The 25,176-nt window shown below is 65.0% G+C and carries 21 protein-coding genes; 1 reads left to right on the top strand and 20 read right to left on the bottom strand.

Going from position 1 to position 25,176, the window contains the following annotated elements; genetic code table 11:
- A partial coding sequence (locus tag I5M_RS10695) for a 2Fe-2S iron-sulfur cluster-binding protein (protein WP_022721402.1) occupies nucleotides 1–432 on the bottom strand: 432 nt, incomplete at its 3' end.
- 102 nt (nucleotides 433–534) lie between these two features.
- On the opposite strand from I5M_RS10695, the gene I5M_RS10690 reads away from it, so the two are divergent.
- Entirely contained in the window at nucleotides 535–1,257 is a 723-nt protein-coding gene (locus tag I5M_RS10690) for a TetR/AcrR family transcriptional regulator (RefSeq protein ID WP_083909555.1), read from the top strand.
- 9 nt (nucleotides 1,258–1,266) lie between these two features.
- On the opposite strand, the gene I5M_RS10685 is transcribed toward I5M_RS10690, so the two are convergent.
- The 19 genes from I5M_RS10685 to I5M_RS10595 form a co-directional block, all read right to left on the bottom strand.
- Nucleotides 1,267–3,690 (bottom strand): hybrid sensor histidine kinase/response regulator, encoded by a 2,424-nt coding sequence (locus tag I5M_RS10685; protein ID WP_031336038.1) that lies wholly within the window; start codon nucleotides 3,688–3,690, stop codon nucleotides 1,267–1,269.
- 2 nt (nucleotides 3,691–3,692) lie between these two features.
- The gene (locus tag I5M_RS10680) at nucleotides 3,693–4,148 is read right to left on the bottom strand and encodes a response regulator (protein WP_031336037.1); all 456 of its coding nucleotides are present in this window, start codon (nucleotides 4,146–4,148) and stop codon (nucleotides 3,693–3,695) included.
- Nucleotides 4,141–6,369 (bottom strand): ATP-binding protein, encoded by a 2,229-nt coding sequence (locus tag I5M_RS10675; RefSeq protein ID WP_022721398.1) that lies wholly within the window; start codon nucleotides 6,367–6,369, stop codon nucleotides 4,141–4,143. The genes I5M_RS10680 and I5M_RS10675 overlap by 8 nt, the downstream gene beginning before the upstream one ends.
- Before the next feature lie 180 nt (nucleotides 6,370–6,549).
- On the bottom strand, nucleotides 6,550–7,413 hold the full coding sequence (locus tag I5M_RS10670) for a sugar phosphate isomerase/epimerase (protein ID WP_022721397.1): 864 nt from the start codon (nucleotides 7,411–7,413) through the stop codon (nucleotides 6,550–6,552).
- 1 nt (nucleotide 7,414) lies between these two features.
- Complete coding sequence (locus tag I5M_RS10665; RefSeq protein ID WP_022721396.1) at nucleotides 7,415–8,605, bottom strand: dihydrodipicolinate synthase family protein; 1,191 nt, start codon at nucleotides 8,603–8,605, stop codon at nucleotides 7,415–7,417.
- Nucleotides 8,606–8,612: 7 nt separating this feature from the next.
- Nucleotides 8,613–9,764, bottom strand: coding sequence for a Gfo/Idh/MocA family protein (locus tag I5M_RS10660; RefSeq protein ID WP_022721395.1), 1,152 nt, complete (start codon nucleotides 9,762–9,764; stop codon nucleotides 8,613–8,615).
- Nucleotides 9,764–11,173, bottom strand: coding sequence for a hypothetical protein (locus I5M_RS10655; RefSeq protein WP_022721394.1), 1,410 nt, complete (start codon nucleotides 11,171–11,173; stop codon nucleotides 9,764–9,766). The genes I5M_RS10660 and I5M_RS10655 overlap by 1 nt, the downstream gene beginning before the upstream one ends.
- On the bottom strand, nucleotides 11,170–12,012 hold the full coding sequence (locus I5M_RS10650) for an ABC transporter ATP-binding protein (RefSeq protein ID WP_244431967.1): 843 nt from the start codon (nucleotides 12,010–12,012) through the stop codon (nucleotides 11,170–11,172). Before I5M_RS10650 ends, I5M_RS10655 begins: the two co-directional genes overlap by 4 nt.
- A 14-nt stretch (nucleotides 12,013–12,026) precedes the next feature.
- Nucleotides 12,027–13,013 carry an ABC transporter substrate-binding protein gene (locus tag I5M_RS10645; RefSeq protein WP_376738675.1) on the bottom strand — a complete coding sequence of 329 codons (987 nt, stop codon included), beginning with the start codon at nucleotides 13,011–13,013 and terminating at the stop codon, nucleotides 12,027–12,029.
- Between the two features lie 67 nt (nucleotides 13,014–13,080).
- Nucleotides 13,081–13,812 (bottom strand): ABC transporter permease, encoded by a 732-nt coding sequence (locus I5M_RS10640; protein WP_085981009.1) that lies wholly within the window; start codon nucleotides 13,810–13,812, stop codon nucleotides 13,081–13,083.
- Nucleotides 13,813–13,984: 172 nt separating this feature from the next.
- A complete protein-coding gene (locus I5M_RS10635) occupies nucleotides 13,985–14,644 on the bottom strand; it encodes a TetR/AcrR family transcriptional regulator (protein ID WP_040771659.1) in 660 nt (219 codons plus the stop codon).
- Between the two features lie 183 nt (nucleotides 14,645–14,827).
- On the bottom strand, nucleotides 14,828–15,943 hold the full coding sequence (locus tag I5M_RS10630; protein ID WP_022721389.1) for a 2Fe-2S iron-sulfur cluster-binding protein: 1,116 nt from the start codon (nucleotides 15,941–15,943) through the stop codon (nucleotides 14,828–14,830).
- 2 nt (nucleotides 15,944–15,945) lie between these two features.
- Nucleotides 15,946–16,785: a xanthine dehydrogenase family protein subunit M gene (locus tag I5M_RS10625; protein ID WP_022721388.1), complete on the bottom strand. Its 840-nt coding sequence runs from the start codon at nucleotides 16,783–16,785 to the stop codon at nucleotides 15,946–15,948.
- A complete protein-coding gene (locus tag I5M_RS10620; protein WP_022721387.1) occupies nucleotides 16,782–19,154 on the bottom strand; it encodes a xanthine dehydrogenase family protein molybdopterin-binding subunit in 2,373 nt (790 codons plus the stop codon). Before I5M_RS10620 ends, I5M_RS10625 begins: the two co-directional genes overlap by 4 nt.
- A gap of 55 nt (nucleotides 19,155–19,209) precedes the next feature.
- Nucleotides 19,210–19,743 carry an aromatic-ring-hydroxylating dioxygenase subunit beta gene (locus I5M_RS10615; RefSeq protein WP_022721386.1) on the bottom strand — a complete coding sequence of 178 codons (534 nt, stop codon included), beginning with the start codon at nucleotides 19,741–19,743 and terminating at the stop codon, nucleotides 19,210–19,212.
- Between the two features lie 38 nt (nucleotides 19,744–19,781).
- Nucleotides 19,782–22,652 (bottom strand): FAD-dependent oxidoreductase, encoded by a 2,871-nt coding sequence (locus tag I5M_RS31315; RefSeq protein ID WP_022721385.1) that lies wholly within the window; start codon nucleotides 22,650–22,652, stop codon nucleotides 19,782–19,784.
- A 43-nt stretch (nucleotides 22,653–22,695) separates the two neighbouring features.
- The gene (locus I5M_RS10605) at nucleotides 22,696–23,472 is read right to left on the bottom strand and encodes an ABC transporter permease (protein ID WP_022721384.1); all 777 of its coding nucleotides are present in this window, start codon (nucleotides 23,470–23,472) and stop codon (nucleotides 22,696–22,698) included.
- Nucleotides 23,473–23,514: 42 nt separating this feature from the next.
- Nucleotides 23,515–24,339, bottom strand: coding sequence for an ABC transporter ATP-binding protein (locus I5M_RS10600; RefSeq protein WP_022721383.1), 825 nt, complete (start codon nucleotides 24,337–24,339; stop codon nucleotides 23,515–23,517).
- The coding region (locus I5M_RS10595) for an ABC transporter substrate-binding protein (RefSeq protein WP_022721382.1) at nucleotides 24,326–25,176 on the bottom strand (851 nt) is incomplete at its 5' end. The genes I5M_RS10600 and I5M_RS10595, both read right to left, overlap by 14 nt.

Genomic DNA, 25,176 nt, shown 5'->3' with positions numbered 1-25,176 from the left:
GGCTGGGACGATGTGATCCGATGCGAGATCGGCAGTGACGTGGCTCGGCACGCTGCGGCGCAACTCGCTAGCCATGCCGATTGCCGAGCAAATCTGACCCGGCGTGCAGTAGCCGCACTGAAAACCGTCATGCTTGATGAAGGCTTGTTGCAGCGGATGCAGCGCATTGCCCTCGCCGAGCCCCTCGACCGTGGTGACTTCGCGACCGCAGAACTGCACCGCCAGCGCGAGGCACGAGACGATGCGCTCGCCATCGACCAGCACCGTGCAGGCGCCGCACGCGCCCTGGTTGCAGCCTTTCTTGGTGCCGTAGAGATGCAGCGTCTCGCGCACGAGATCGAGCAGCGATACGCGGGGGTCGGACGGCACGGCCACTGCCGTGCCGTTGATCCGGATTGATCCGGACGAGACAGATTGACGATCTGCGAGCATAAGATCTCCTCAGAGCAGGTCGATGGATGTCGGCGATGTCGAATAAGCAGCGGGCCGATACGCGGATGCGCGTGCGACGAAGACCCGGCGTCCGCGGTCTTCATGAGCGCACTGCGCATAGCCACGGCCATCGCGCGAGGGTATGAAGTCAACCGGAACGGTGATCCGTTTATACGGAACATTGTTCCGTTTAGCAAGAGGGTGCGGTGCCTGAAAAAATCAGCCAAGCGGCCGAAAAGCAAAACGGCGACCAAGAGCCCCAGCCCGCGCCCGCAGCGGGCCGATGCGCAACGTAACGTCGCAAGGTTACTCGAGGTCGCGCTGGAGGTGTTCACAACTTCGGGAGTGGACGCGCCGGTGCGGGAGATCGCCGACAAGGCCGGCGTCGGCGTCGGCACTCTCTATCGTCACTTCCCGCAGCGCTCCGACCTGATCGTGGCCGTGTATCGCCACGAAGTCGATGGCTGCGCCGAAACAGCCAAGACCTTGGCTGCCAAGTACAAACCATTCGATGCGCTAGTTCGCTGGATGCAGCGCTACGTCGAACTGGTCGTCGCCAAGCGCGGGCTGGGTGCGGCGCTGTATTCGGGCGATCCTGCCTATCAGGCGTTGCCGGGCTATTTCGAACAGCGTTTGGTGCCCGCTCTGCGCAGCCTGCTCGACGCTGCGACTGCGTCAGGCGACGTCCGCGCCAGAGTCGATCCGTTCGACCTGCTGAAAGGCGTCGCGTTGTTGTCCAATTCGGCCTACGGCGAAGATCCGGCCCATACAAGGCGCATGGTCACCTTGCTGATCGACGGCCTTCGCTATCGCTCGACCAAGTAGAGCGAGCCGCTATCTCAGCCGCACGACCTTGGGATCGTCAAGCGGCTGCAGCGCCTCCGCGAGCTTGACCGACAGCTCATCCTCATGGAACGGCTTCTTGATCAGCCGGATGTGGCCGACTTCTTCGAGCGCTTTGAGGTCGGCGAAGCCGCTGGCGAACAAGGTGGGCAGCGACGGCCGCAGCTCATGCGCCTTCTTGGCGACTTCGACGCCGCTCATGCCAGGCATCGCGTAGTCAACCAGCAATAGATCGATACGCGACGGGCCGCGCAGCACGTCCAGCGCCGCACTGCCGCTGCCGACGCTGAGCACCGCATATCCCTGCTCGCGCAGCATCGATCCGACGACTTCGCGTACCGCGCTGTCATCGTCGACAAGCAGAACCGTCTTCTCCGCCGGGTTGGCCTTGGCCAGAGTCGTCGCCGTCGTGCCGGCCGGGCTCTGTAGCGCGTGCGCGGCACGCGGCAAAAACACAGTGACGCTGGTGCCTTCACCAAGCGTCGTGCGAATGCGGATTCCGCCACCCGACTGCTTGGCGAAGCCGAAGACTTGCGGCAGGCCGAGCCCCGAGCCCTTGCCGACATCCTTGGTGGTGAAGAACGGCTCGAAGACGCGGTCGAGGACTTGCGGCGGAATGCCGGTGCCGGTGTCGTTCACCGTCAGCACGACATATTCACCGGGCGCCGGATCCTCGGGACGTTGCGGCGGTGAACTGATCACCGTCTGCCCGGTCTCGACCGTCAGGGCGCCGCCGATCTCCATCGCATCGCGCGCATTGATGGCGAGGTTGAGGATGATCAGTTCGATCTGCGTGGGATCGACCAGCGCCGGCCACAGATCGGACTTCAGCACGGTCTCGATCCGGATCGAGCCGCCCATCGTGCTCTGTAAGAGTTCGCGCATGCCCGCCACGGTCTCATTGAGATCGACCGGCTTCGGCTCCAGCTTCTGCCGTCGCGAGAACGCGAGTAGTTGCGCCGTCAGCGTTGCGCCGCGCTGCGCGGCGGTTTTCATATGCCCGAGCCGCGTGGCGATTTCTTTCTCGGTGCCCGGCTTGGTGAGGCGCTTCTCGACGAAGCTGATATTGCCCAGCACCACGGTGAGCAGATTGTTGAAGTCGTGGGCGACACCGGCGGTGAGTTGGCCGACGGCTTCGAGCCGCTGCAACTGCCGCAGCGTCGTCTCGACGCGCTCGCGCTCTTCGATTTCCCGGGCGAGCTCGGCATTGCGCTGCGCCAGTGCCGTCGCAGCAGCGCGCTCGGATGTGACGTCGCGCCCGACCACATACATGGCGTCGCGCTCGGGCGCCGCGGTCCACGCCACCCGGCGCCACTCGCCATCGGCCTGACGAATCGGACTTTCGAAACGGCCGACCGAGCGCTCCTGCAGCGACTGGGCGAACTGCTCGTTGACGGCGGACCGGTTAGCGAGCGGCAACAACAGATCGAACATGCTGCCGATCAGCGCATCGTCCTGATAGCCCAGCATCGACGACCACGCCGGGTTGAGCCGACGCAACCGGCCATCGTCGCCGATCACCGCGAACAGATCGGGGCTGAGCCGCCACAGGCTGTCGCGCTCGGCGGTGCGCTCGCCGACGCGGCGTTCGAGATCGGCGGTGAGCGCTTCCAACTGTTGCTGAGCGCGGCGTTCGTCGGTGACGTCGCGGACCACCCCAACAAAGCGAATGAACTTCTCGGCTTCGAAGAGGGCCTGCCCGCGCGCCGCAATCCAGCGCTCCTGCCCCGTCGCCGACGTGACGCGATATTCCGCAGCGAAACTGCCGTCGGCCGCTGGATCATACTTGGTCGCACGTCGCGCCGCGTCGACCAGGCGATCGCGGTCCTCCGGATGACAGGCGCCCATATAGGTCTGGTAATCGACCTCGGCGTTTGGCGGCCAGCCCAGCATGGCGCGGGCGCTGGCATCCCATTTCAGCTTGCGCGTAGTGGGATCGTAGTCCCACAGGCCGAGCTTTGCGGCTTCGGTGGCCAGCCGGGCGCTGAGCTCGGTACGGCTCAACGCATCCTGTGTCTTCCTGGCTTCCACCCGCTGGCGCGCCTGATCGAGCGCACGCTCGACGGCGGTCGCGAGTCGCGTCAGGTTGCGTTTCACGACGTAGTCGGTCGCGCCGCGTTTCAGCGCATTGGTGGCGAATTCCTCGCCGACCACGCCGGAAACGAAGATGAACGGCAGCTCGGGCTGCAGCGAAGAAGCAATGTTCAGTGCCGACAGCCCGTCGAAGTCCGGCAGCGAGTAGTCGGCCAGAATAATGTCATGGTCGCCGCGCTCCAGCGCCGCCACGAAATTGCGGCGGTTGAAGACACGGTCCAACGTAAAGTCGAGTTCCGCCTTGGACAAATGCGCCGCGAGTAGCTCGGCATCGATGTCGCTGTCTTCCAGCAGCAGAATGCGAACCGGCTCGCCCGGCATGGTCACGCCTCCTTGAGCCGCGCCCTTGGTGGCGGCTCATTGAGAACGGCCCAGAACATCCCTAGGTCCTGGATCGCCTCAAAAAAAGCGTTGAAGTCGACCGGCTTGACCACGAACGCGTTGACGCCGAGTTCATAGCTCTTCACCAGATCGCGCTCTTCGCGCGAAGACGTCAGCATTACAACCGGAATTTGCCGCTGCTGCGGATCCTTTTTGACTTTCTCGAGCACTTGCAGCCCGTCGACTTTCGGCAGCTTGAGATCGAGCAGCACCACGGCGGGATCGCCTGGCGGGCGATCTTTGTACGTCCCCTTCGAGTCGAGATAGTCGAGCGCCTCGGCGCCGTCGCGCGCCACGACGATGTCGTTGGCGAGCTGGCATTTGGCCAGCGCCGCGAGCGTCAGCTCGAGATCGCGCGGGTTGTCCTCCACCAGGAGGATCGGTCTGAGATCAGCCAAGTGTCGTCTTCCTCTTTAGCTTGTCGGGGTCACGTGGCAGCGCAAAGGTGAATTCGGCGCCGACGCCCGGCTCGCCCTTGGCGCCGATCCAGCCGCCATGGCGCTCGACGATGCGTTTCACCAACGCGAGACCGATGCCGGTACCCTCGAAGTCTTCGGCACGATGCAGACGTTGAAATACGCCGAACAGCTTGCCCACATAGGCCATCTCGAAGCCGACGCCGTTGTCTGCGACCGTGTAGTTGGTCATGCGATCGTCCTCGGTGCCGCGCACCGAAATGATCGCGGGATCGCGAGGCTTTGAGTATTTGATGGCGTTGTGAAGCAGATTCTGCAGCACCTGCCGCAGCATGCTGGCATCGCCGTAGCCGTGCGGCAGCGCGTCGATCTTCCAGACGATATTGCGCCCGGCGGTCTCCGGCTCCAGCGTGTGCAGGACTTCCTTGACCAGCTTGTTCATGTCGACCGAGGCCGTCGCGAGCTGCGAGCGGCCGAGCTGGGAGAAGTGCAACAGATCGTCGACCAGGTCGCCAGCGGCGAGCGCCGCCTCCTTGATGGTCTGCACGTAGTGTTGCGACTTGGCGTCGAGGTGTTTCTCCTTGTCGGCCAGGAGCTCGGCGAAGCCGACGATATGTCGGAACGGCGCCCGCAAATCATGGGAGATGGAGTAGGAGAACGACTCCAGCTCTTTGTTGGCGGCTTCCAACCGGTCGGTAAGTTCGGCGCGCTCTTCGGCGAGACGCAGCACCAGCGTCTGAATGGAAGCGCGGAAGCTCGCGGCATTGTCGACCTCCGCCGAGGTCCACGGCAGCGCATGCAGCCGCACCTGCTGCTTCCACATATCGAACGACTTGCGGGGATGCAGTCGCCCGCTCTCGCCAAGTGCCGGCTTGGTCGGATCGCCGCCCCATTCGATGGTCCGCACGACCTCCGGCCTGAACCAGATGATGTAGTCCGGACGAATCTGCGAGATCGACACGGCGAGCACGCCGCTGGCGGTCTGGGCGATCGCCTCGCCGCCGCCCCACATCGAGGCGAGCGAGGCGGTTGCAAGCAGATCGTGCTGTTCGTCGAACAGCCATTTGGCCAGTTCGCGGATCGCGCGCTCCGGCGGTGTCTCGCCGGCGGTGAGGACATTGTCCTGCACCACCACGGCGGCGCCCGATGCGTTGGCCAGCCGCATCCAGAGTTGGGGGTGGCCGGCAAGGCCGCGCTGATACGACGGCGCCACCGTCAATTTACCGAGAAGCCTGGTCTCGACGCTTTTCAGCTCGAGCCGCTCGGCGGAACTGATCGCCTGCAGCTTCGAGCCGATCTGCAGCGAGACGATCTGGCCGAGAATGTCGCAAGCGGTGCGGAGCTGCGCGTTGACGATCATCGGCGCGCGGCTGTGACCCGAGATCAGCCCCCACAATTCGCCGTCGATCAGGATCGAGATCGACATCGACGTCGCGGTGCCCATGTTGCGCATGTATTCGAGGTGCACCGGCGACACACTGCGCAGCGCGGCGCGCGACAGATCCAGCAGCGTACCATCGAGCGGACTGACTGCCGGCTCGATCGGCACCGGCTGATAATCGCAGTCGGCGATCAGTCTAATGCGATTGAGCCGGTAGAGGTCGCGGGCCTGCGGCGGAATGTCGGACGCGGGAAAGCGCAGGCCAAGATAGGACGGCAGCACGCCGTTGCCGTCTTCCGCCAGCACGGTGCCGTCGCCCTTGTCGTCGAAACTGTAGAGCAGCACGCGGTCGAATCGGGTGAGCGCACGGACTTCCCGCACCGCCTCCTCTGCTATGGCTGACACATCAGACGCTCGGGAGATCCGGTCGAGAAAATCACGCAGCCGCGGATAGAGCGCCGCCAGGGACACGTCCTCTTCGCGCGGCGGCGACTCGAATTCGAGCACGACGCCCTGCTCGCTGCGATGGGCGCTGAGCTGAACATCGCGGCCGCCGATCCTCACGACGCAGAGCAGCACATAGTCGTCTCCGCCGAGCCATCGCCGGGTCTGGTCGCAGACATCGGCGAGGTCGGGGAACACAGACAGGCGGTCGCCGGGCTTCAGGTCCAAGCCCACCAGCTCGGCGACATTGGCGCTACGATGAAGCACATCGAGGTCGGCGAAGCCTACGACCAGCAGAGCTCCGTATGGCTGAATAGCACCCGGAACCCGAATGGGTTCCGTCGCGCATGCATCGAGGTTCGGGAGAAGATGATCCACCCCGCGACCCTACCAGTCACAATTCGGTTCCGGCAACAAACTCTGGAGCGGAACCCGGTGGGCCGCCGGGCAACTACGCGGCGGAACCGCTCAGGGCGGCGCTATTGCGACGTTGTGAACACTATCTAAGTAATCGGGAACCTGAGGCCGCGCACATTGGCTCCAGCCTCGGGCGAGATTTCAAACGACGCTGCGATGCCGCTCGATGCAAGTTGCGAGAACCTCGTCCATCGGCTGGTTCCACCATGCGTCAGAGAAGATCTCGATCTCCGAGTAACCGGCGAAGCCCTGCGCCTCGACCGCGGCGCGGACGCTACGGATATCGATGACGCCGTCGCCCATCATGCCGCGGTCATTGAGCAGGTCCTTGGTCGGTACCAGCCAGTCGCAGACATGAAACGCCATCAGGCGGTCCTTGCCGGCGCGTGCGATCTGCGGCAGCAGCTCGGGGTCCCACCAGATGTGATAGACGTCGAGTGCCACGCCGAGCGCGCCGCTGCGCGACGGATCGAGCGCGTCGCACAGATCGAGCGCCTGTTTGGTAGTATTGACGCAGGCGCGGTCGGCCGCATAGGCCGGATGCAGCGGCTCGATCGCCAGCGGCATCTTGGCCTGCCTGGCGTAGTCCAATAGATCGGCCAGCGCATCGTGCACTTGCGCGCGGGCCGCGACGATATCCTTCGACGGCGCGCTACCCGGCCGCGAATATTGCGGCAGGCCGCCGACCACTAGCACAACGCACGAGGCACCGAGCGCAGCCGCTTCATCGACGGCGCGGCGATTGTCGTCGCGCACCGCGGAGCGATGCGCATCGTCGGCAGTGAACATGCCGCCGCGGCAATAGCCCGAGAGTTCGAGCCCTGCGTCCTTCACGAGGCGCACCGCGCGGTCGAGCCCGATCGCCGCCACCTGATCGCGCCACGGATCAATGGCGCGGATGCCATGACGCGCGCACGCCTCGATGATGGCTGCGAGATCGCCCTGCTTGCGGACCGTCGCGGTGTTCAGCGACAGCCAGCGGTGGTCTTGAGAAAAGTCGCGCATATCAGGCTTCGATGCCGCGGGTGGCGAGCAGCGACTTCATTCGCGCGGTCGCGAGTTCCGGATTGGCGAGCAGCCCGGCCTTGTCGGCAAGCCGGAACAGCTCGGCGAAGTGCAGCGTCGAACGCGTGCTCTCCTGGCCACCGATCATGGTGAAGTGATCCTGATGGCCGTTGAGCCAGGCCATGAACACCACACCAGTCTTGTAGAACCGGGTTGGAGCCTTGAAGATGTGCCGCGACAGCGGCACCGTCGGGCCGAGCACGTCATGGAAGCCGGCTTCATCGCCGGCCGCGAGGCGCGACAGCGCGTAGGACGCCGCCGGCGCGATGGCGTCGAAGATACCGAGCAGCGCGTGCGAATAGCCCTGCTCGTCGCCGGCAATCAGCTCGGCGTAGTTGAAGTCGTCGCCGGTGTACATCTTGACCCGCTTGTCGAGCCTGCGACGCATATCGATCTCGCGCTGCTTGTCGAGCAGCGAGATCTTGATGCCGTCGATCTTCGCCGCATTGCGGTTGACGATGTCGACCGCGACGTCCATCGCGCCATCGAGATCGGCGACGCCCCAGTAGTTCGCCAGCGCCGGATCGAACATGTCGCCAAGCCAGTGGATGATCACCGGCTCGCGAACCTGGCCGAGCACGCGGTCATAGACCTTGGCGTAGTCGTCCGGGCTCTTGCCGAGCTTGGCGAGCGCGCGCGACGCCATCAGGATGATGCGCCCGCCGACTCTTTCTATTGCTTCGATCTGCTGCTCGTAAGCGGCGATGACGTCGTCGAGCGACTTGGCGTCCTCGACCGCCAGATGATCGGTGCCGGCGCCGGAGAACACCAGCGCGTCGCGCGGCTTCGCCGCCGCGACCGAGCGCTGGATCAATTCGAGCGAGGTCGGCCAATCCAGACCCATGCCGCGCTGCGCGGTGTCCATCGCCTCGGCGACACCGAGACCGAGGTCCCAGATGTGTTCGCGGAACGCGATGGTGCGATCCCAATCGACCGCCGCCGACAACCACGGATCGACCTCGGCGAACGGATCGGCCACGACATGCGCGGCCGAAAACGCGACGCGGTTCAGCTTGCCGGCCTGCTTGGCCGGAAAGCTGCGCGACGCCGCCAGGTGATAGGTCTCGATCGAGCGATCCGCGCGCGGTAGCCGCAGCGACAACGACGACAGGCTCAGGACTGGCTTGTTCATGGCAGCCTCACACCTTGATGGTGGGAACGTCGACCCAGCGGCGTTCCTTCCAGCTCTGCAGCGCGCATTCGACGAGCTGCACGCCCTTGGCGCCTTCGAGCAGCGTGTACTTGTAGGGCGCATCCTCGCAGACGTGGCGGATGAACATCTCCCACTGCTCCTTGAAGCCGTTGTCGTAGGAGACGTTGTCCGGCACCTTCTGCCAGTCGGCGTAGAAATCGTGGGTGCGCTTCTCGTCCGGATTCCAGACCGGCCGCGGCGTCGCCTGACGGGCCTGGATCATGCACTCGGTGAGACCGGCGACAGCCGATCCATGCGTGCCATCGACCTGGAAGGTGACGAGGTCGTCGCGATACACGCGCGTCACCCACGACATGTTCATGTGGGCGATGACGCCGCCCTTGAGTTTGAAGGTGGCATAGGCGCTATCGTCGGCGGTCGCCTTGTACTTCTTGCCCTCTTCATCCCAGCGCTCCGGGATGTCGGTGGTGCCCATGCAGGTCAGGCTCTCGACCTCGCCGAACAGATTGTCGAGCACGTAGCGCCAGTGGCAGACCATGTCGAGAATGATGCCGCCGCCGTCTTCGCTACGATAATTCCACGACGGCCGCTGCGCTTCCTGCCAATCGCCTTCGAACACCCAGTAGCCGAACTCGCCGCGCACCGACAGCATGCGGCCGAAGAACCCGCTATCGCGCAGCATCGCCAGCTTCTTCAGGCCGGGCAGGAACAGCTTGTCCTGCACGGTGCCATGTTTGATGCCCTTGGCGTTGGCGCGCTTCACCACCTCGATCGCCTCGGGCAGGTTGGTGGCAATCGGCTTCTCACAATAGATGTGCTTGCCGGCATCGACGGCCTTGCTGAGCAGCCCAGGCCGCGCTTGCGTGGTGGCGGCATCGAAGAAGATCGTGTCGTCCTTGTTCTCCAGCGCCTTGTCGAGATCGGTGGTCCAGCGCTCGACGCCGTATTGCTTGGCGAGGCGCTCGATCTTGTCGGCGTTGCGGCCGACCAGGATCGGATCGGGCAGCATGCGGTCGCCGCTCTTCAGCACCACGCCGCCCTGGTTGCGGATGGCGATGATCGAGCGGATCAGATGCTGATTGAGCCCCATGCGTCCGGTGACGCCGTTCATGATGACGCCGAGGCGTTTGGTGGACATTACGCGTGCTCCTTGGTGAGTTCTGAAGTGGAAATGGCGAGTGGTGACAGCGACGCCCAATCCGGCTGCGCGCCCGACGCGAAGCCCGGCATGGCGAGCGACGCCGTGCTCAGCGAGCCTTCGTGGATCGCAAGGCGGATCGCCCCGCCGTCGTCGCGGTAGAGATCGGGATGCGCGGCGAGGAACGCCTGCGCCTCGTGCGCCGGCGCCGCGGCGAAGCCGTCGACATAGTGATGGCCATTGCGCTCGGCGTGGGTGACGCCGACAAAGGCGCCGAGCGCCAGATCCTGCTGCACGCCGAGCCCGGCCTGACAGGTGAGATCTTCGGCGGTGACGAAAGCGTGCTCGCCGTTGGCTTCGGCTTGCGCAGCGCGCGCCGCATTGAGCAGCGCTTTGTAGATGCCTTTGCAGGACTTCATCGAAACGCCGCGATAGCCGAGCCGGCGCGCGGTCGGAAACGCGTCGTAGCTGTCGTCGGCTTCGTCGATGATGAACGCGCGCGAAGCGAGAGCGCCGAGCGGAGTGTGCATCGTGCGCTCCCGCGGCATCGGCTGCTCGATATAAAGTAGCTTAGCTGCGATCGGTGCCAGCGCTGCATTGCGATCCAGCCGGTCGCACAGTTCTTTGAGCGCGGCGAGGTCGGCGTATTGCTCGTTAGCATCGAGCGAGACGCCGTCAAGGCGAGGCAATCGCGCGAACTCGCGGCCGATCCGGATCAGCCGCGCCGCGTCGTGCGCGGGATTGCCGCCGAGCTTGAGCTTGAAGGTGTGCGCGCCCGAGGTCTCGCGCGGATCTGCGACACCGCCCTCGCCCTCGATCGTATCGCCAAGGCCGACGGTGTGGCGGATGGCGACGCTTGGGAGACGCCGGCGCGATGCGAGGAAATTCTCGATCGCCGAAGCCGACAGATCAGGCGTCAGACGGGCATCGATTCCGGCGATGTTGTCGCGCAGACCGTCGAACACGTTGCGACCCGCACCGCGCAACACCGCGTCCAGGATCGCCTTATCGATCTCGGCCACGCCGAAGCCGGCGGCCAGCGGCGGAATATCCTCACGGGCGCAGGCGTCGCGCTGCGCGGCATAGCGCTGAGCATGAAGCCCGAACGCCGTGTCGAATCCATCACCGGCTAGATAAAGATCGCGCGCGATCAGCAGCGACCGCCGCAGATCATCGGCTGTACGCGCCGGCGTGCGGTCGGCGCGCTTGTCGAACCATTTCGGCACCAGCATCTCGGCGCTGGCGCCGATCGCGGTGGTGCCGCTCTCGAAAGCGATCTCGACCCGGACGAAGGCCTGGGCGGCAACGTCGATGGTCACGTCGCCGAAACGGAACGGGCGCGCGAACGCGACGCGCCGTTCGAACAGCGCTATCTCGCGAACGGCGATCCGCGGTCGCGTATCGGTCAATCGAGCGCGCCTTGGGTGAAGAAGTGTTTGCGGATGCGCTGCACCAGATCGGCGAAAGCCGGACTGGTCATCACATCCAGCGAGCGGTCGTGGCCGAGCGGCACGTCGTAGATCGCCGCGATCGAGCCGGGGCGTTCGGTCATCACCAGCACGCGGTCGGCGAGGAAGACGGCCTCGGGGATCGAATGCGTGATCAGCAGAATTGTCTTGCCGGTCTCGCGCTGAATCCGCCGCAGCTCGTAGTTCATGCGCTCGCGCGTCATGGCGTCGAGCGCGCCGAACGGCTCGTCCATCATCATGATCTTCGGATCGTGGACCAGCGCACGGCAGATCGAGGCGCGCTGCTGCATGCCGCCCGAAAGCTGCCACGGCAGCTTGTTCTCGAAGCCGGCAAGGCCGACCATCTCCAGCAGCTTCTTGGCGCGCGGCAGATACTCGGCGCGCGGCAGCCGCTTCATGTCGATCGGCAGCATGACGTTGCTGAGCACGGTCCGCCACGGCAGCAGCAGCGCGTTCTGGAACACAATGCCGGCGTTGCCGTGCGGCTTGGTCACCTTCTCGCCGTCGACCAGGATCTCACCAGTCGACGGCGGGAGCAGGCCCGAGATCATCTTGAGCAGCGTGGACTTGCCGCAGCCGGACGGGCCGACCACGACGAAGAACTCGCCGTCGTTGATCTGGAAATCCAGCGGACGCAGCGACGGCACATCGCCGTCGCGCGACCGATAGGTCTTGGACACGCCGGACAGACGAATGCCCGACGTGTGCGCCGGCGCTTCCGACACCACCCGCAGATGGCTGTCGCGCGCGCCGGCGCCGTTGTTGGCTGCAATGCTCAAGGCCGGGCCGCCCTTCATTTCGGCAAGTAGTCGTTGGTGTAGAACATCTTCGGATTGTCCTTGGCCTTGGCGTCGAGACCGCCGTATTCGACCATCAGATCGACGCTATCCTTCATGTTCTGATCGGTGACCTGGAAGGGGCGCTTGTCCTTGGTCTCGGGCGTCCGATATAGCGGGATGGTGAGTTCGAAGCCCTGCGTCAGGGTCTCGATCTTGCCGCCCTTCGGATTGGCGTCGAGGATCGACTGCGCGGCGGCCTTTGGATCCTTCTCGGCGGCCTCGACCGCCTTGGTGGTGGCGGACATGAAGCGCTTCACCAGATCGGCATTGGCCTTGATGTAGTCGGTGTTGGCGATGATGCCCGACGACACGAGATGGATGCCGTAGTCGGCGAACTTGATCGGGAAGACGTCCTTGCCGGTCGCGTCCTTGATCTTCATCGACTGATCCATGACGTAGCCGAGCAACAGATCGGCCTGACCGTTGATCACCGCGTTGAGCTTGGTCTGCGCGTCGCCCTGGACGGTCTTGAAGTCACTTTCCTTCAAGCCGGTCTTCTTCAGGAACAGCGGCCAGATCTGGGTGATCGAGTCGGCCGGCGTGATCGCCACCGTCTTGCCCTTGATATCGTCCGGCTTGCGGATGTTCTTGTCGGCGAAGCCCATCGCCGACATCGCGGTGGTCTGCAGCAGCACGCCGGTGGCGACCACCGGGGCGCCCTTCACCGCGGCACGCATCATGGTGGGAACGTCGACGTAGCCGAAGTTCGCCGTCTGCGCAGCCACCGCCTGCGTCGTCGCAGCCGAGCCGCGTCCTTCCTGGATCTCGAGATCGATGCCTTCGGCCGCGTAGATGCCCTTGGCCTTGCCGTAATAGAACGGCGCGTGCTCGCCATAGACGTACCAATTGAGCATCAGCACGACCTTGTCGGCCGCGGCTGCCGGCTGCATCGCCGCACCGAACGCCACCACCATTGCGGCAAGCGCCGTCGCAAATCGCATCATCTTCGTCCTCCCTCGCTCCGGAAAATGCGGCCTTGTTTCCAGCCGCTGTGAAAGTTCTGCCGACCTACGCGGCGATGATCAGATTGTCGCGCTGGCTTGCGTGCCACGGAATCACCAGCCGCTCGATGCGATCGACGATCCAGAACAGCACGACGCCGAGCAGCGCCAGAATGACCAAAGCAGCGAACATCGTCGGCAGATCGAACGTGCCGATCGAGCGCTGCAGCACGTAGCCGATGCCCGAATTGGAACCGACGAACTCGCCGACGACGGCGCCGACTACAGCCAGCGTCACCGACACTTTGAGGCCGGAGAAGATCGCCGGCAGCGCGTGCGGCAGATTGACGGCGAGAAACACCTGCAGTCGATTGCCCTGCATGGCGCGGGCGAGATCGACCATGTCGGGATCGACCGACTTAAAGCCCTGCACCGCCGACACGACCACCGGGAAGAACCCGAGCAAGAATGCCGAGATCACCTTCGGCAACAGGCCGAAGCCGAACCACACCACGAACAGCGGCGCGATAGCGACTTTCGGAATGGACTGCGAGAACACCAGCAGAGGATAGACGTAGCTCTCGACCGTCCTGGAGCCGGCGATCAGCATCGCGATCGGCACGCCGAACACGACGGAGAGCAGGAAGCCGCCGACGGTCGCGTAAGTGGTCGGCCAGGTCTGGCTCAGCAGTTCGGGCCAGCTCTGCCACAGCACCACGACGACATCGAGCGGCGACGGCACCTGATAGGCGGGAATGTGGAAGATGCGGATCGACAGATCCCAGGCGACGACGATCATCACCAGAAACAGCACCGGCCGCAGCCATGCCGCATTGAGCGCGCGCGCCGCGCGGCTACTTCCGATCCTCTCCGACAAGCGTACTCTCCCGAATGCTTCTGCTTGGCAGAGAAATTAACCCGTTGGATAAATACTGTCCAGCCCCCTCCCCAGACGGAATTGTCGCGAAAAATCAGGCGAGCTGGGGCGACGGATTGCGCAGCGACGCCGGTGTCGGCTGGCCGAACTCGGCCGCCGAGCGCCCTGTCAGCGAGGCCAGCACAAGGCCGATCATGTGAGACAGACGCGCGTCGCGCGCGTCCTTCTTCAATAGATCGCGGCCGAAGATGACGCTGAGCGTAGCGCTGTTGGACAGATAGAAGAAACTCAGCGACGCGATGGAAATGTAGAGCTGCACCGGATCCATCGCGACCTGGAAGTCGCCGCGGGCGACGCCGCGATCGACCACCGTGCGGATCAATTCGACAAACGGCGAGTGCATCGACTTGACCTTGGTCGAGCGCTTCAGGTGTTTGGCGCGAAACAGGTTTTCGGTGTTGAGCAGGGCCAGGAATTCGGGGTTGCGGATGAAGTAATGCCAGGTGAATTCGATCAGCCGGGCGATGGCATCGCAGGGCTCGAGATGCTCGAGATCGAGCTCGCGCTCCTCGGTGCGGATCTTCTCATAGGCGCCTTCCAGCACCTCCAGATACAGATCTTCCTTATTGCCGACGTGGTAGTACAGCATCCGCTTGTTGGCGCCGGCCGCGGCCGCGATGCGGTCGACGCGCGCGCCGGCCAGCCCGTAGTTGGCGAATTCCTTCTTCGCAGCCTCCAGGATGCGCAGCCGCATCCCTTCCGGATCGCGCTGCCATGTGACGGCTCGCTTGGTCTTGCCTGCCTTGGCCAACTCGCTGATCCAATCCTCGCGGCGGATTCTCCAACCCGGCGATCTAACACAGCGCGCGGCTTCTGAGAACAGCGGTGGACAGGGTTTGCTTGCCGGCTCAGCGGCGGGCAGACATCACGCGCTTCTTCAACTCCAACCGAACAGCCGCTTGATGATCACCGACCAGATCAGCCGGAGAGGATTGAGTCCTTGCGGGCTGGCCGGCGGCGAAGCTTCGCCTTTGAGCATGGCTTCGAGATTGGCAGCGAAGGTCGAGGCGAGGCGGTGCACCATGTCCTGCACGATGCCGGAGCGGTTGAATTGCGACAGCATGCCGGTCAGCCGCCAGCTCAGCGCGACGATGACGACCGACTGACCGGCGTCGCCTTCGATCACCCGCCAGCTCGCTTCGCCTTCGGCCGACGATCCGGTGCCGCTGTCGCGGCCGCGGCCGCTCATCCGGCCTTCGCGCTTAGCGGGGTCCATCGTGACATGCGCCTCGCCGCCGAACGACGGCTTGATCGGCCCGAGCGCGATCCTGACGCGGCCCTTGACGGTCTCGCCCTCGATCTCGGTGATTTCGGCACCCGGCACGCACGGCGCGACGCGGCGCAAATCGGACAGCGCGTCCCACACTTGATCGACCGGCGCGTTGATGACGATGCGTTCTTCGAGCGAACTGCCCTCGGCTTTACTGATGCCAGCCTGTGCCCTCGGCATCGGCTCAGCGGTGCGCACAACGGTCTCTTCACTCACACGCTTCAACGGCCGAGCATTTGCCACGACGGCCGTCATCGCCGGCGGCTTGCCGAGCGAGACGCTGCGGATCGCTTCGACGATGCCGACATAACCGGTGCAGCGACAGATGTTGCCGGAGAGCTCGAGCCGGATGCGCTCCTCGGACACTTCACCGAGGCGGCTGACGATGTCGCGGGCGCTAGCCAGCATCCCGGGCGTGCAGAAGCCGCACTGCAAGGCGTGATACTTGGTGAACGCCGCGCGCAGTTCGTTCATCAGCGGATCATTGTCGAAGCCTTCGATGCTGCGCACGTCGGCGCCATCGCAGTCGATCGCGAAGGTCAGACACGAACGCTGCGGCTTGCCGTCGATCAGCACCGTGCAGGCGCCGCAGACGCCCTGCTCGCAGCCGAGATGCGTGCCGGTGAGATGCTGATCACCGCGCAGGAAATCCGCCAGATGCGTGCGCGGCTCGACCTCCGCGGTGACGCTGCGGCCGTTGATCGAAAGCGAGAGCGTCGCCATCTTCAGTGATCCATTGTGGTGGACATCGCCGCGATGGCGCGGCGAACGGCCGTCGCGTGCAGGCGCTGCGCCGCCGGCTCGTGCTCGGGCAGAACCGCGACGATCTCCCGATCGAGACCGTCCAGCGCTTCGGCCATGCGATCGGCCGCCAGCGCCGCCGCGGTCCTGGGCAGCAACTTCGGCGGCCCGTCGGTCGCGCCGACGACGATGCGGCAGATATTCTTGGCCGGATCGTGGATCACCGCGCCGAGCGCATGGGCGAACTCGCCGGCCTTGCGGCAAACTTTGTAGTAGCCCCAGCGCGCCTGCGCTGACAGCCGCGGCACCTCGATAGCGACCAGCACTTCATCCGCAGCGAGTTGCGTCAGGAACGCGCCCTGCAGAAAACCGTCGGCCGCCACGCGCCGCCGCTTGCCGCCCGTGCCCTCGCAGACCAGCGTCGCGCCGAGCACCGCCATCGTCGAGACCCAGTCGGCGGCCGGATCGGCATGCGCCAGGCTGCCGCCGATCGTGCCGCGATTGCGTACCGCCCGATAGGCGATACCGCGCGCCACATGCCGCATCAGCCCGCGGGTCGGGTCTTCGACGGCACCGTCTTCGATCTCGGCATGCGTCCAGCCGGCACCGATCGCCACGATCGAGCCGTCGGCCTCCAGCGAGCGCAGGCCTTCGGCGCGTTTGATGTCGATCAGCAGCGACGAACGCGCCAGCCGCAGATTCAGCATCGGCGTCAGCGACTGACCACCGGCCAGGATCTTGGCGTCGCCCTCCTTCTTCGCGAGGAGATCAGTCGCTTCGCTGACCGAGCGGGCGCGGACGTAGTCGAACGCAGCCGGCTTCATGCGTCGGCTCCGGCCAGCGCATCGGCACGGCTTCTGGCAGCTTCGATCGCCGCCAGCACACGCTTCGGCGAGGCCGGCGCGTCGCGCACCTCGGCATTCAGCGGCGCCAACGCGTCGTTGATGGCATTGATGATCGCGGCCGGAGGCGCGATCGCCCCGCCCTCGCCGACACCCTTGATGCCGAACTTGGTGTAGGGCGACAGCGTCTCGCGATGCGCGATGCGGAATTTTGGCAGCTCGACTGGTCCCGGCAGCAAGTAATCAATCAACGTGGATGCCAGCGGCTGGCCGTTGGCATCGTACGGGCTCTCCTCGAACAATGCAGTGCCGACGCCCTGCGCCGCGCCCCCATAGGTCTGGCCCTCCACGATCATCGGATTGACCATGCGGCCGCAGTCTTCGACGATGACGTAGTCGAGAATCTCGACCAGGCCGGTGTCGGGATCGACCGCGACCCGCACGGCATGGCTCGCGTAAGAGAACAGACCGCTGTCGACTTCCGGCTTGTAGCCCTCGGTCGCCTCGAGCCCGGCGCGGTCGACATTGTCGGGTAGTTGCTCGGGGCGGAAGTACCAGGCGCGGCCGACGTCGGCGTAGGACAGGCTGGCATTGCCCGCATAGATGCGGCCGTCGCGGAACGTCACCGCGTCCGGCGTGACCTGCAACAGATGCGCCGCGATCGCCTTGATACGCTCCGCCACCACCTCGCCGGCGCGCGCGACCGCGCCGCCCGCCATCACGATGCCGCGCGACGCATAGGCGCCGGTCGAGAACGGCGTCGTCGCCGTGTCGCCGAGCGTGACCTTGATGGTGCTAAGCGGCACGCCCGTCACCTCGCAGGCGACCTGCGCCAGCGTGGTTTCGAGTCCTTGGCCGATGGTGTGGATGCCGGAGCGCACTTCCAATGCGCCATCCGGCGTCAGCTTGACGAAAGCCTGATCGTAGCCCGGAACAAATGGCAGACCCCACGCAGCAAACACCTTGGTGCCGTGGGCCGACTGCTCGGTGTAGCTGGCGAAGCCGATGCCAAGATAACGACCGCGCGCGTCGCGCCGCGCGCCGGCGCGGAACGCGTCGAGCCCGATCATCTCCTTGGCGGACAGCAGCGCCGCCGGATAGTCACCGGAGTCGTAGTGCTTGTTGGTGATGTTGGTGTAGGGCATCGCCGAGCCGGGCACGAGGTTTTCGGCGCGGACTTCCCAAGCCTCGCGGCCGACCGCCTTGGCGATGGCGTCGATCACCTGCTCCATGGCGAAGCACACACCCGGTCGCGCGACGCCGCGATACGGCGCGAACGGCGGCTTGTTAGTGGCGACCGAATAGGTCTTCACCCGATAGGCCGTGAGATGATACGGCCCCGGCAGATTGCCGCCGGCCTGCGCGGCCTCGAGGCAGGCGGTGAAGGGCCACACCGAGTAGGCGCCGACATCGACGGCAACTTCGGCATCCATGCCGAGCAGACGGCCCTGCCGATCCGCATAGGCCTTGATGCGATACTGATGCTGGCGCGCATTGGCACCGGCGACCAGATGCTCGCGGCGATCTTCGATCCAGCGGAACGGCGTCTTGTAGGTCAGCGCCAGCCAGGCGACCACGACCTCTTCGGGCTGCAGCAGGCACTTGTAGCCGAAGCCGCCGCCGACATCCGGCGCGATGATCCGAACCAGCGCCTGCGGCAGGCCGAGACATTCGGCGAGGCCGGCGCGGATCAGATGCGGCACTTGCGTCGAGGTGTGCACCACAAGCTGGCCGGCGCGATGATCCCAATGCGCCACCACGCCCTTGCCTTCGAGCGGATGCATCGTCTGGCGAGCGGTCGAGATGTCAAGCTCGACCTTGACGGGCGCATCTGCGACGGCCTGATCGAGGCCGCTGTCGAACGAGGTTTCGAGAAACAGATTATCGCCCCATTGCGGGTGCAGCAGCGTCGCGCCTGCGGCGCGGCCGGCGTCGCTCGACACGATGGCCGGCAGTTCGTCGTATTGGACGTCGATGGTCTCGGTGAGATCCTCGGCCGCAGCCCGGTTGGCGGCGACGCACATCGCGACCGGCTCGCCGACGAACCGCACGCGCTCGCGCGCCAGCACCGGATAGTCGGAAACTTTATAGCCGGGGATCGACGAGCGGGTGATGATCGGCAGCGTGCCGGTCAGATCGTCATGGAAGAAGATCGCGCCGTCCGAGCCGGCCGGCTTGCTGCGCGACACGATACTGGCGTGTGCTACCGGACTGCGCAGGAACGCGACGTCCTGCATTCCCGGCATCGCCAGATCGCCGACGAACTGGCCGCGCCCATGCAGATGCCGCGCGTCCTCCTTGCGGGGAACGCGCGCACCTACTCCCTCACCATTGGTCGAGCTGGCGCTCATTTCGACTCCCACTCCGCCGGCACGCAAAGCGCCTGCGAACGAGCAGCGCAGCAATTCACACAGGCAGGCACAGCGCGTTCGGCACCAAGAGATTATCGTACACGCAGTGACGCTTGGCCAGACGCAAGCCGCCCGGCTCCCGCCTGAACACATCGTGATAGACGCCGACCTGATGCAGTGTCGCGTCGGGACGATCGAACAGCACCTGCAGCACGACGTAGTTGGCGCGGGCGCGGATGGCGCCGTCCGGCTCGATGCCGAGCACCTGGGTGTTGCTGATGATGTGCCGGAGATAGCGCGGCGCGAACATCGCGGTCTTCTCCAACGCAAAGGCGCGATCGAAGATCATCGGCCGGCCTTCGCAGTAGATCAGGCCGACCGGCAGGCCGCCGTCGTGGTTCTCCCGCGACAAAACGACGTAGCTGGCGTCGTCGGTGAACATCTCGCTCCACTCCACCAGCTTCTGGGAGTCGAGCGCGGCCGCATAGGCGGCGTTGAAGTCGTCGATATCGGCGCGCAGCAGCACCCGCTCGATCTGCGCGTCCCGGTCGTCGGCGAGTTTGGGTCTGATGTCGAGAGCAAGAGACATGTCGCTATCCTCAAGCAGAGCGGCCGCGAAGGGCGCGCTCAGAGCTCCATCACTTCGCGCCAGTGGCGATACATGCCGCGGATTGCGGCTTCGGAAATCAGCGTGTCGGAGGTGCCGTCATTTCCCGGATCGAGCTCGACGACATGCTCGCCGTCTGGCACCGAGATCATGCCGTCCTGAACGAACTTGATGGCCTCGTTGTCTTCGAGGCCGAGGAAGCCGGCCGGCCCCATCAGATTGCCCTGGCGCAGGCGATGCTGCGTCATCTCGGCGTCGTCGCCCTCAAAGCCGAACATCGTCCACTTCATAATGAACTCGTTTGGGCCGGTCGGCACGATCTGGCGGATGCCGAGCGTGTTCATCTCGCGCTGGACGATCAGGTTCGGCCACACGGTGATCATCGTCACCGACCACGGGCTGTCGAACTCGTCGACGAACTTCATGAAGCGCGGGTCGGACAGCGACATGCCTTCCTTGTAGGCGCGCATCTCTTTCTTGGTATCAGCGGCGAGATTGGTGGTGTCCGACTTGGCCGACGCCATCACGCCGTGACGGCCGGACGCATCCGCCAGCATCAGCGACTTGTTGCCGGCCACCAGCAGGCCGAACGTCACCAGGAAGGTGTGCAGCAGCGTGGCGTGGTACGGGTCCTTGAGGTTCTCGTGGTACAGCTTCCAGTTGCCCGGCAGGCTGTGGCGATAATGACCCAGCACGCGCGGCGTGCGGCCGTCGAACGTCGCCTCGAATTCGGCGAGAACTTCAGGGCCGAGGTAGTCGGCGAACGATTCCATGTCGTCGCAATACGACGCGAACACTACGCCGCGATGGGTGGTGACGTTGAGCCGCTTCAGGCCGTGCTCGGAGTTCTTGAATTCCTTCGGCATGCCGCCGGCGCCGTTGACGCCGCGGCGGAACGGCACGCCGGCGAGGTTACCCTTCAGGTCGTACGACCACTGGTGATAGGGGCAGACGAACTCCTTGGCGTTGCCGCGCAGATCGCGGCAGAACTCGGCGGCGCGATGCGAGCAGCGGTTCTCGAACACGTTGATCGAGCCATCCTCGGCGCGCGACACCACCACCGGCGTCGGTCCGACATTGGAGCGGATGAAGTCGCCGGGATTGCGGATTTCGTCTTCGAGCGCGACGTAGTTCCACGAGCGGCCGTGGAAGATCTTCTCGACCTCGCGCTTGTAAATCGCCTCGTCCGTGTAGACCCAATCGGGCACGCGGGTCAGGCCTTCGGTCGGCCAGTGATAAGTCCGGTTTTCCAGCTGCGCGGACGTCGCCGGCATCTTGATCGGAGCGTTCATGGTCTCCTCCTGGGTCGTTTCGTTGGACAAGATCACGGCATCGGCCGAAGCCGGATCGAACGGCGCGCCACTCGTCAGCTCGTTGCGTCCGGCACGAATCGCCGCGGGCGACGAGAAGGCGATGACGCCGGTGAGCTGACGCGTCACTGCATCGAAGGTTCGGTAGATACTTCCCTTGGCGACATCGTCGCCGGTCCGCGCCACCGCGTCAGCCGCCGTTGGGATGCCGAGCACCTGAATGTTGAGGCCGAACTGATCGGTCCAGAACCACGGCAAAGTCGTTTGCTCGGCGGCCTCGGCGGCGCCGGCGATCGCACGCCCAGCGGCGGCGCCCTGCTGCTCGGCGTTGTGCCAGCTTTCGAGACGCACGCGGCGACCGCTGACTTCGACATGATGCAGCGCGCAGTCACCCGCGGCCCAGATGTTCGATACGCTGGTCCGTCCCGCGGCATCGACGACGATGCCGTTCTGCACATCGCAGCCGGCCTGTGCAGCGAGCGCGGTTTCCGGTTCAAGACCCACCGCCATGACGACGAGATCGGCAACGATCGAGCCTTCGTTCGTTCGAACGACAAGCCGCGCGCCGTCCTGCGCGATCGCTTCGACGGAAGTCGACGTCCGCACTTCGACGCCGTGCTTTTCGGCAAGACTGCGGAACGCGCGGCCGAGCGGCGCCGGCATGACCCGCGACATCAGCCCCGGCTCACGCTCCAGCACCACGGCCGAACACCCGAGTTCGACCGCCGCGGACGCCAGCTCCATGCCGATGAAGCCGCCCCCGACGATGGCGACGGTTTTGGCCCGGCGCAGTGCTTCGCCGAGCGCCAGCGAGTCCTCGTAAGTCCGTAGCGACAGGACGCCGGGCAGATCGGCACCCGGGATTGGCAGCGCACGGGCACGGCCGCCGGTCGCGATCAGCAGCTCGTCATAGGCGAGCGTCTCGCCATTACTCAGCGCAACGATGCGTTGGCCAGCATCGATCGAGACCGCCTTCGTGTTCAAATGAGCCGTCACAGCGAGCGCGGTCAAATCGGCGGCGCGCAACCGCGCGCAGGCGTCGTGCTGCTGCGTGCCGAGAAGCACGCCCTTCGACAGCGGCGGGCGTTCGTAAGGCAGATGCGCTTCAGCGCCGATCAGATCGATCGAACCTGTAAAGCCTGCGTCGCGCAGCGCCCGGATCGCGGCCGCAGCGGCTTGGCCCGCGCCGGCGATTACCACACGCCTGGTCGACGTTGCACTCGCGGCGCCATCATTCGATGCTGCTGCATCAGCCGCGGCACCCTGCGCGGCGCCGTCGAGATCGACATAGACGGAGTCGCCCTCGACCTTCACCGCATAGGTTTTCACCGGCTCGGTCAGGGGCGCACACAGCGCGGCGCCGGTGCGGATGTCGAACAGGCCCTGATGGAGCGGGCATTCGATCTTGCCGTCTTCGACGAAGCCGTCGGCGAGAAACGCCAGCGCGTGCGTGCAGATGCCGTGCGTGGCGAACACCTCGTCGCCGAGCCGATACAACGCCACCGGCGTACCGTCTATCTCGACACCGGTGACGCCCTCGGGGCGAAGCGCGCCGAGGGCGATTGCAAACTGCCAACTCATCGTTTCATCCTCGCAGTCCGAACCTCCCGGAGGTAACCGGCCTTTAGTGGCCGGCGGCCTTGCGCTGGCTGGCGTGCCAGGGCAGCGCGACGCGCTCGATCATGTCGAGTGCGCCGATCAGCACGACGCCGAGAATGGACAGAATGAAGATCGCCGCGAACACGCGGGGCGTATCAAACGAGCCTTGCGCGGTGAGGATCGCGAAGCCGAGCCCCTTCTGCGACGACACGAATTCGCCGACGATGGCGCCGACCAGCGACAGCGACAGCGCCACCTTGAAGCCGGCGAAGATATGCGGCAGGGCGCAATACATCTTGATGCGGAGCAGGACCTTGAGCCGCGAGCCGCGCAGCACCTTGGCGAGATCGAGCTGATCCGGCGGCACCGAATGCAGGCCCAGCGCCGTATCGATGACGATGGCGAATACTGCGATCAGCGCCGCGATGGCGATCTTCGGCTCGGCGCCGGTACCGAACCAGATGATGAACAGCGGCGCGATCGCGACCTTGGGCACGCTGTTGAGGCCGATGAACAGCGGAAACAGCAGGCGATCGAGCAGCGGCCATTCGACGATCGCGATCGCAAAAGCGACACCGACGACGACCGCCACACAGAAGCCCAACAACGTCACACCGAGCGTAAACACCGCCTGCTCGGCGAACCACGCCGGCTCCGAGGCCAGCTCGCGGAAGATCGAGGACGGCGACGGCAGAATGATCGGACGCACCGCGCCGATGTCGGTGGCGAGTTCCCACAGCAATAGAAACGCCAGTGCGCCGAGTAGCGGAATTCCGAAGCGCGTCAGCTTGTTGGTCTGCATCTGAACTCCCGATGAGGTGGGGCGTCGATCAATGCACGCCGCTTAGTCGTGAATTAGGCCCATCTTTTCGAACAGGCCACGGATGTGATGCGTGTAGCGAATGAAGTCCGGCGTATCGCGCAGCGCCAGCTTGCGATCGTCGGGTAGATCGACCCGGATGTCCTCGGCGACCTTGCCGGGCCGCGCGCTGAACACCACGATCCGCGTCGACAGAAACACCGCCTCCGAGATCGAGTGAGTGACGAACCCCACCGTCATGCGTTGGCGCTGCCACAGATGATGCAGATCGACATTGAGCTGATCGCGCGTCAGCGCGTCGAGCGCGCCGAACGGCTCGTCCATCAACAATAGCCGCGGCTCGAGTAGCAGCGACCGGCAGATCGCCGCGCGCTGCCGCATGCCGCCGGACAGCGCGCTCGGATAGACGTCGGCGAAATCCTTCAAACCGACCATCGCCAGCAATTCGCGGGCGCGCGGCTCGTAGGCTTTGCGGCCGTAGCCGCCGAAATCCGCCGGCAGCAGGACGTTTTCGAGCACCGAGAACCAGTCGAGCAGCGCATCGCGTTGGAACGCGATGCCGAGCTTTTCGGGCGGGCCGTCGATCGGCTTGTCGTCGAGCAGCAGCTTGCCGGCGGTCGGCTTCTCCAAGCCGGCGAGGCAGCGCAGGAAGGTGCTCTTGCCGCAGCCGCTCGGCCCGAGCAGGCTGACGAACTCGCCTTCGGCGATATCCAGCGAAACGTCTTCGAGGGCGAGGAGGCCTTTAGGGCCTCCGAACCGCTTCTGGACTCCGCTGGCGGAGATCATCGCCCGCTCCGGCACGACGCGCGGCGCGACGGGCTGGACGGCGAGACGATCAAGCGCCGCCATTGGCGATCTCTTTCACGAGCTTCTCGTCGATGAACTCGTTGGTGTAGTACGCCGTCGGCGCTTCCACCTTGTCCATCAGCTTGCCTTCCTTGAGCGTCTCGATGCCTTCGGCCCAATCCTTCTCCGAGGCGACGCCCATCGGCTTGCCTTCGGTGGCGGGGGTCGACACCAGACCCTTGAGAATGTCGATCTGCTCGCGCAGCACTTCGGCGCTGAGCTTGGCCTGCGGCCGCGCCTCCATGATCGCCTTGATGCCTTCGTCCTCGTGGCCGTTGAGGATGTACTGCCAGGCACCGGCGGTGACGCTGGCGAACTTGCGCAGTTGATCCGGCTTGGCGGCGATCGTGGACTCGGTGGCGACCAGACCGAAGCTCGGGAATTTCAGACCATAGTCGGAGAAGTTGATGGTCTTGGTCGGACGCTGCTTGTCGAAGATCGGCTGCATGAACGGCGCCGACGAGAACGCACCGTCGACGTTCCGGGACATATAGAGAGTGCCCTTGTTGGCGGCGTCGACATTGGTGAGCTCGAGATCGTTGCGGGTCAGGCCGCCGGCGGCCAGAAAGCGATCGAGAAACGGCGTTTCCAGCGATCCGGCCGTGAAGGTCAGCTTTTTGCCCTTCAAATCCTTCGGCGAGTTGACGCCCGAGTCCTTGCCGATCATCAGGCCGATGTCGTTCTGGCGGATGAACACCGCGATCGACTTGACCTTCAGGCCCTTCGAACGCGCAATCGCCATCGGCGCCAGCGCGGCGTGGCCGACGTCATAGGCGCCGTTGCCGACGATCTGCACGGTCGACACCGAACCAGGCCTTCTTCGAGCTGACATCGAGCCTG

It is taken from the genome of Rhodopseudomonas sp. B29, assembly GCF_000333455.1.
Classification (GTDB): Bacteria; Pseudomonadota; Alphaproteobacteria; order Rhizobiales; family Xanthobacteraceae; genus Rhodopseudomonas.
The sequence above is the reverse complement of the archived record's forward strand: the minus strand, read 5'-3'. Positions and strand labels throughout refer to the sequence as shown.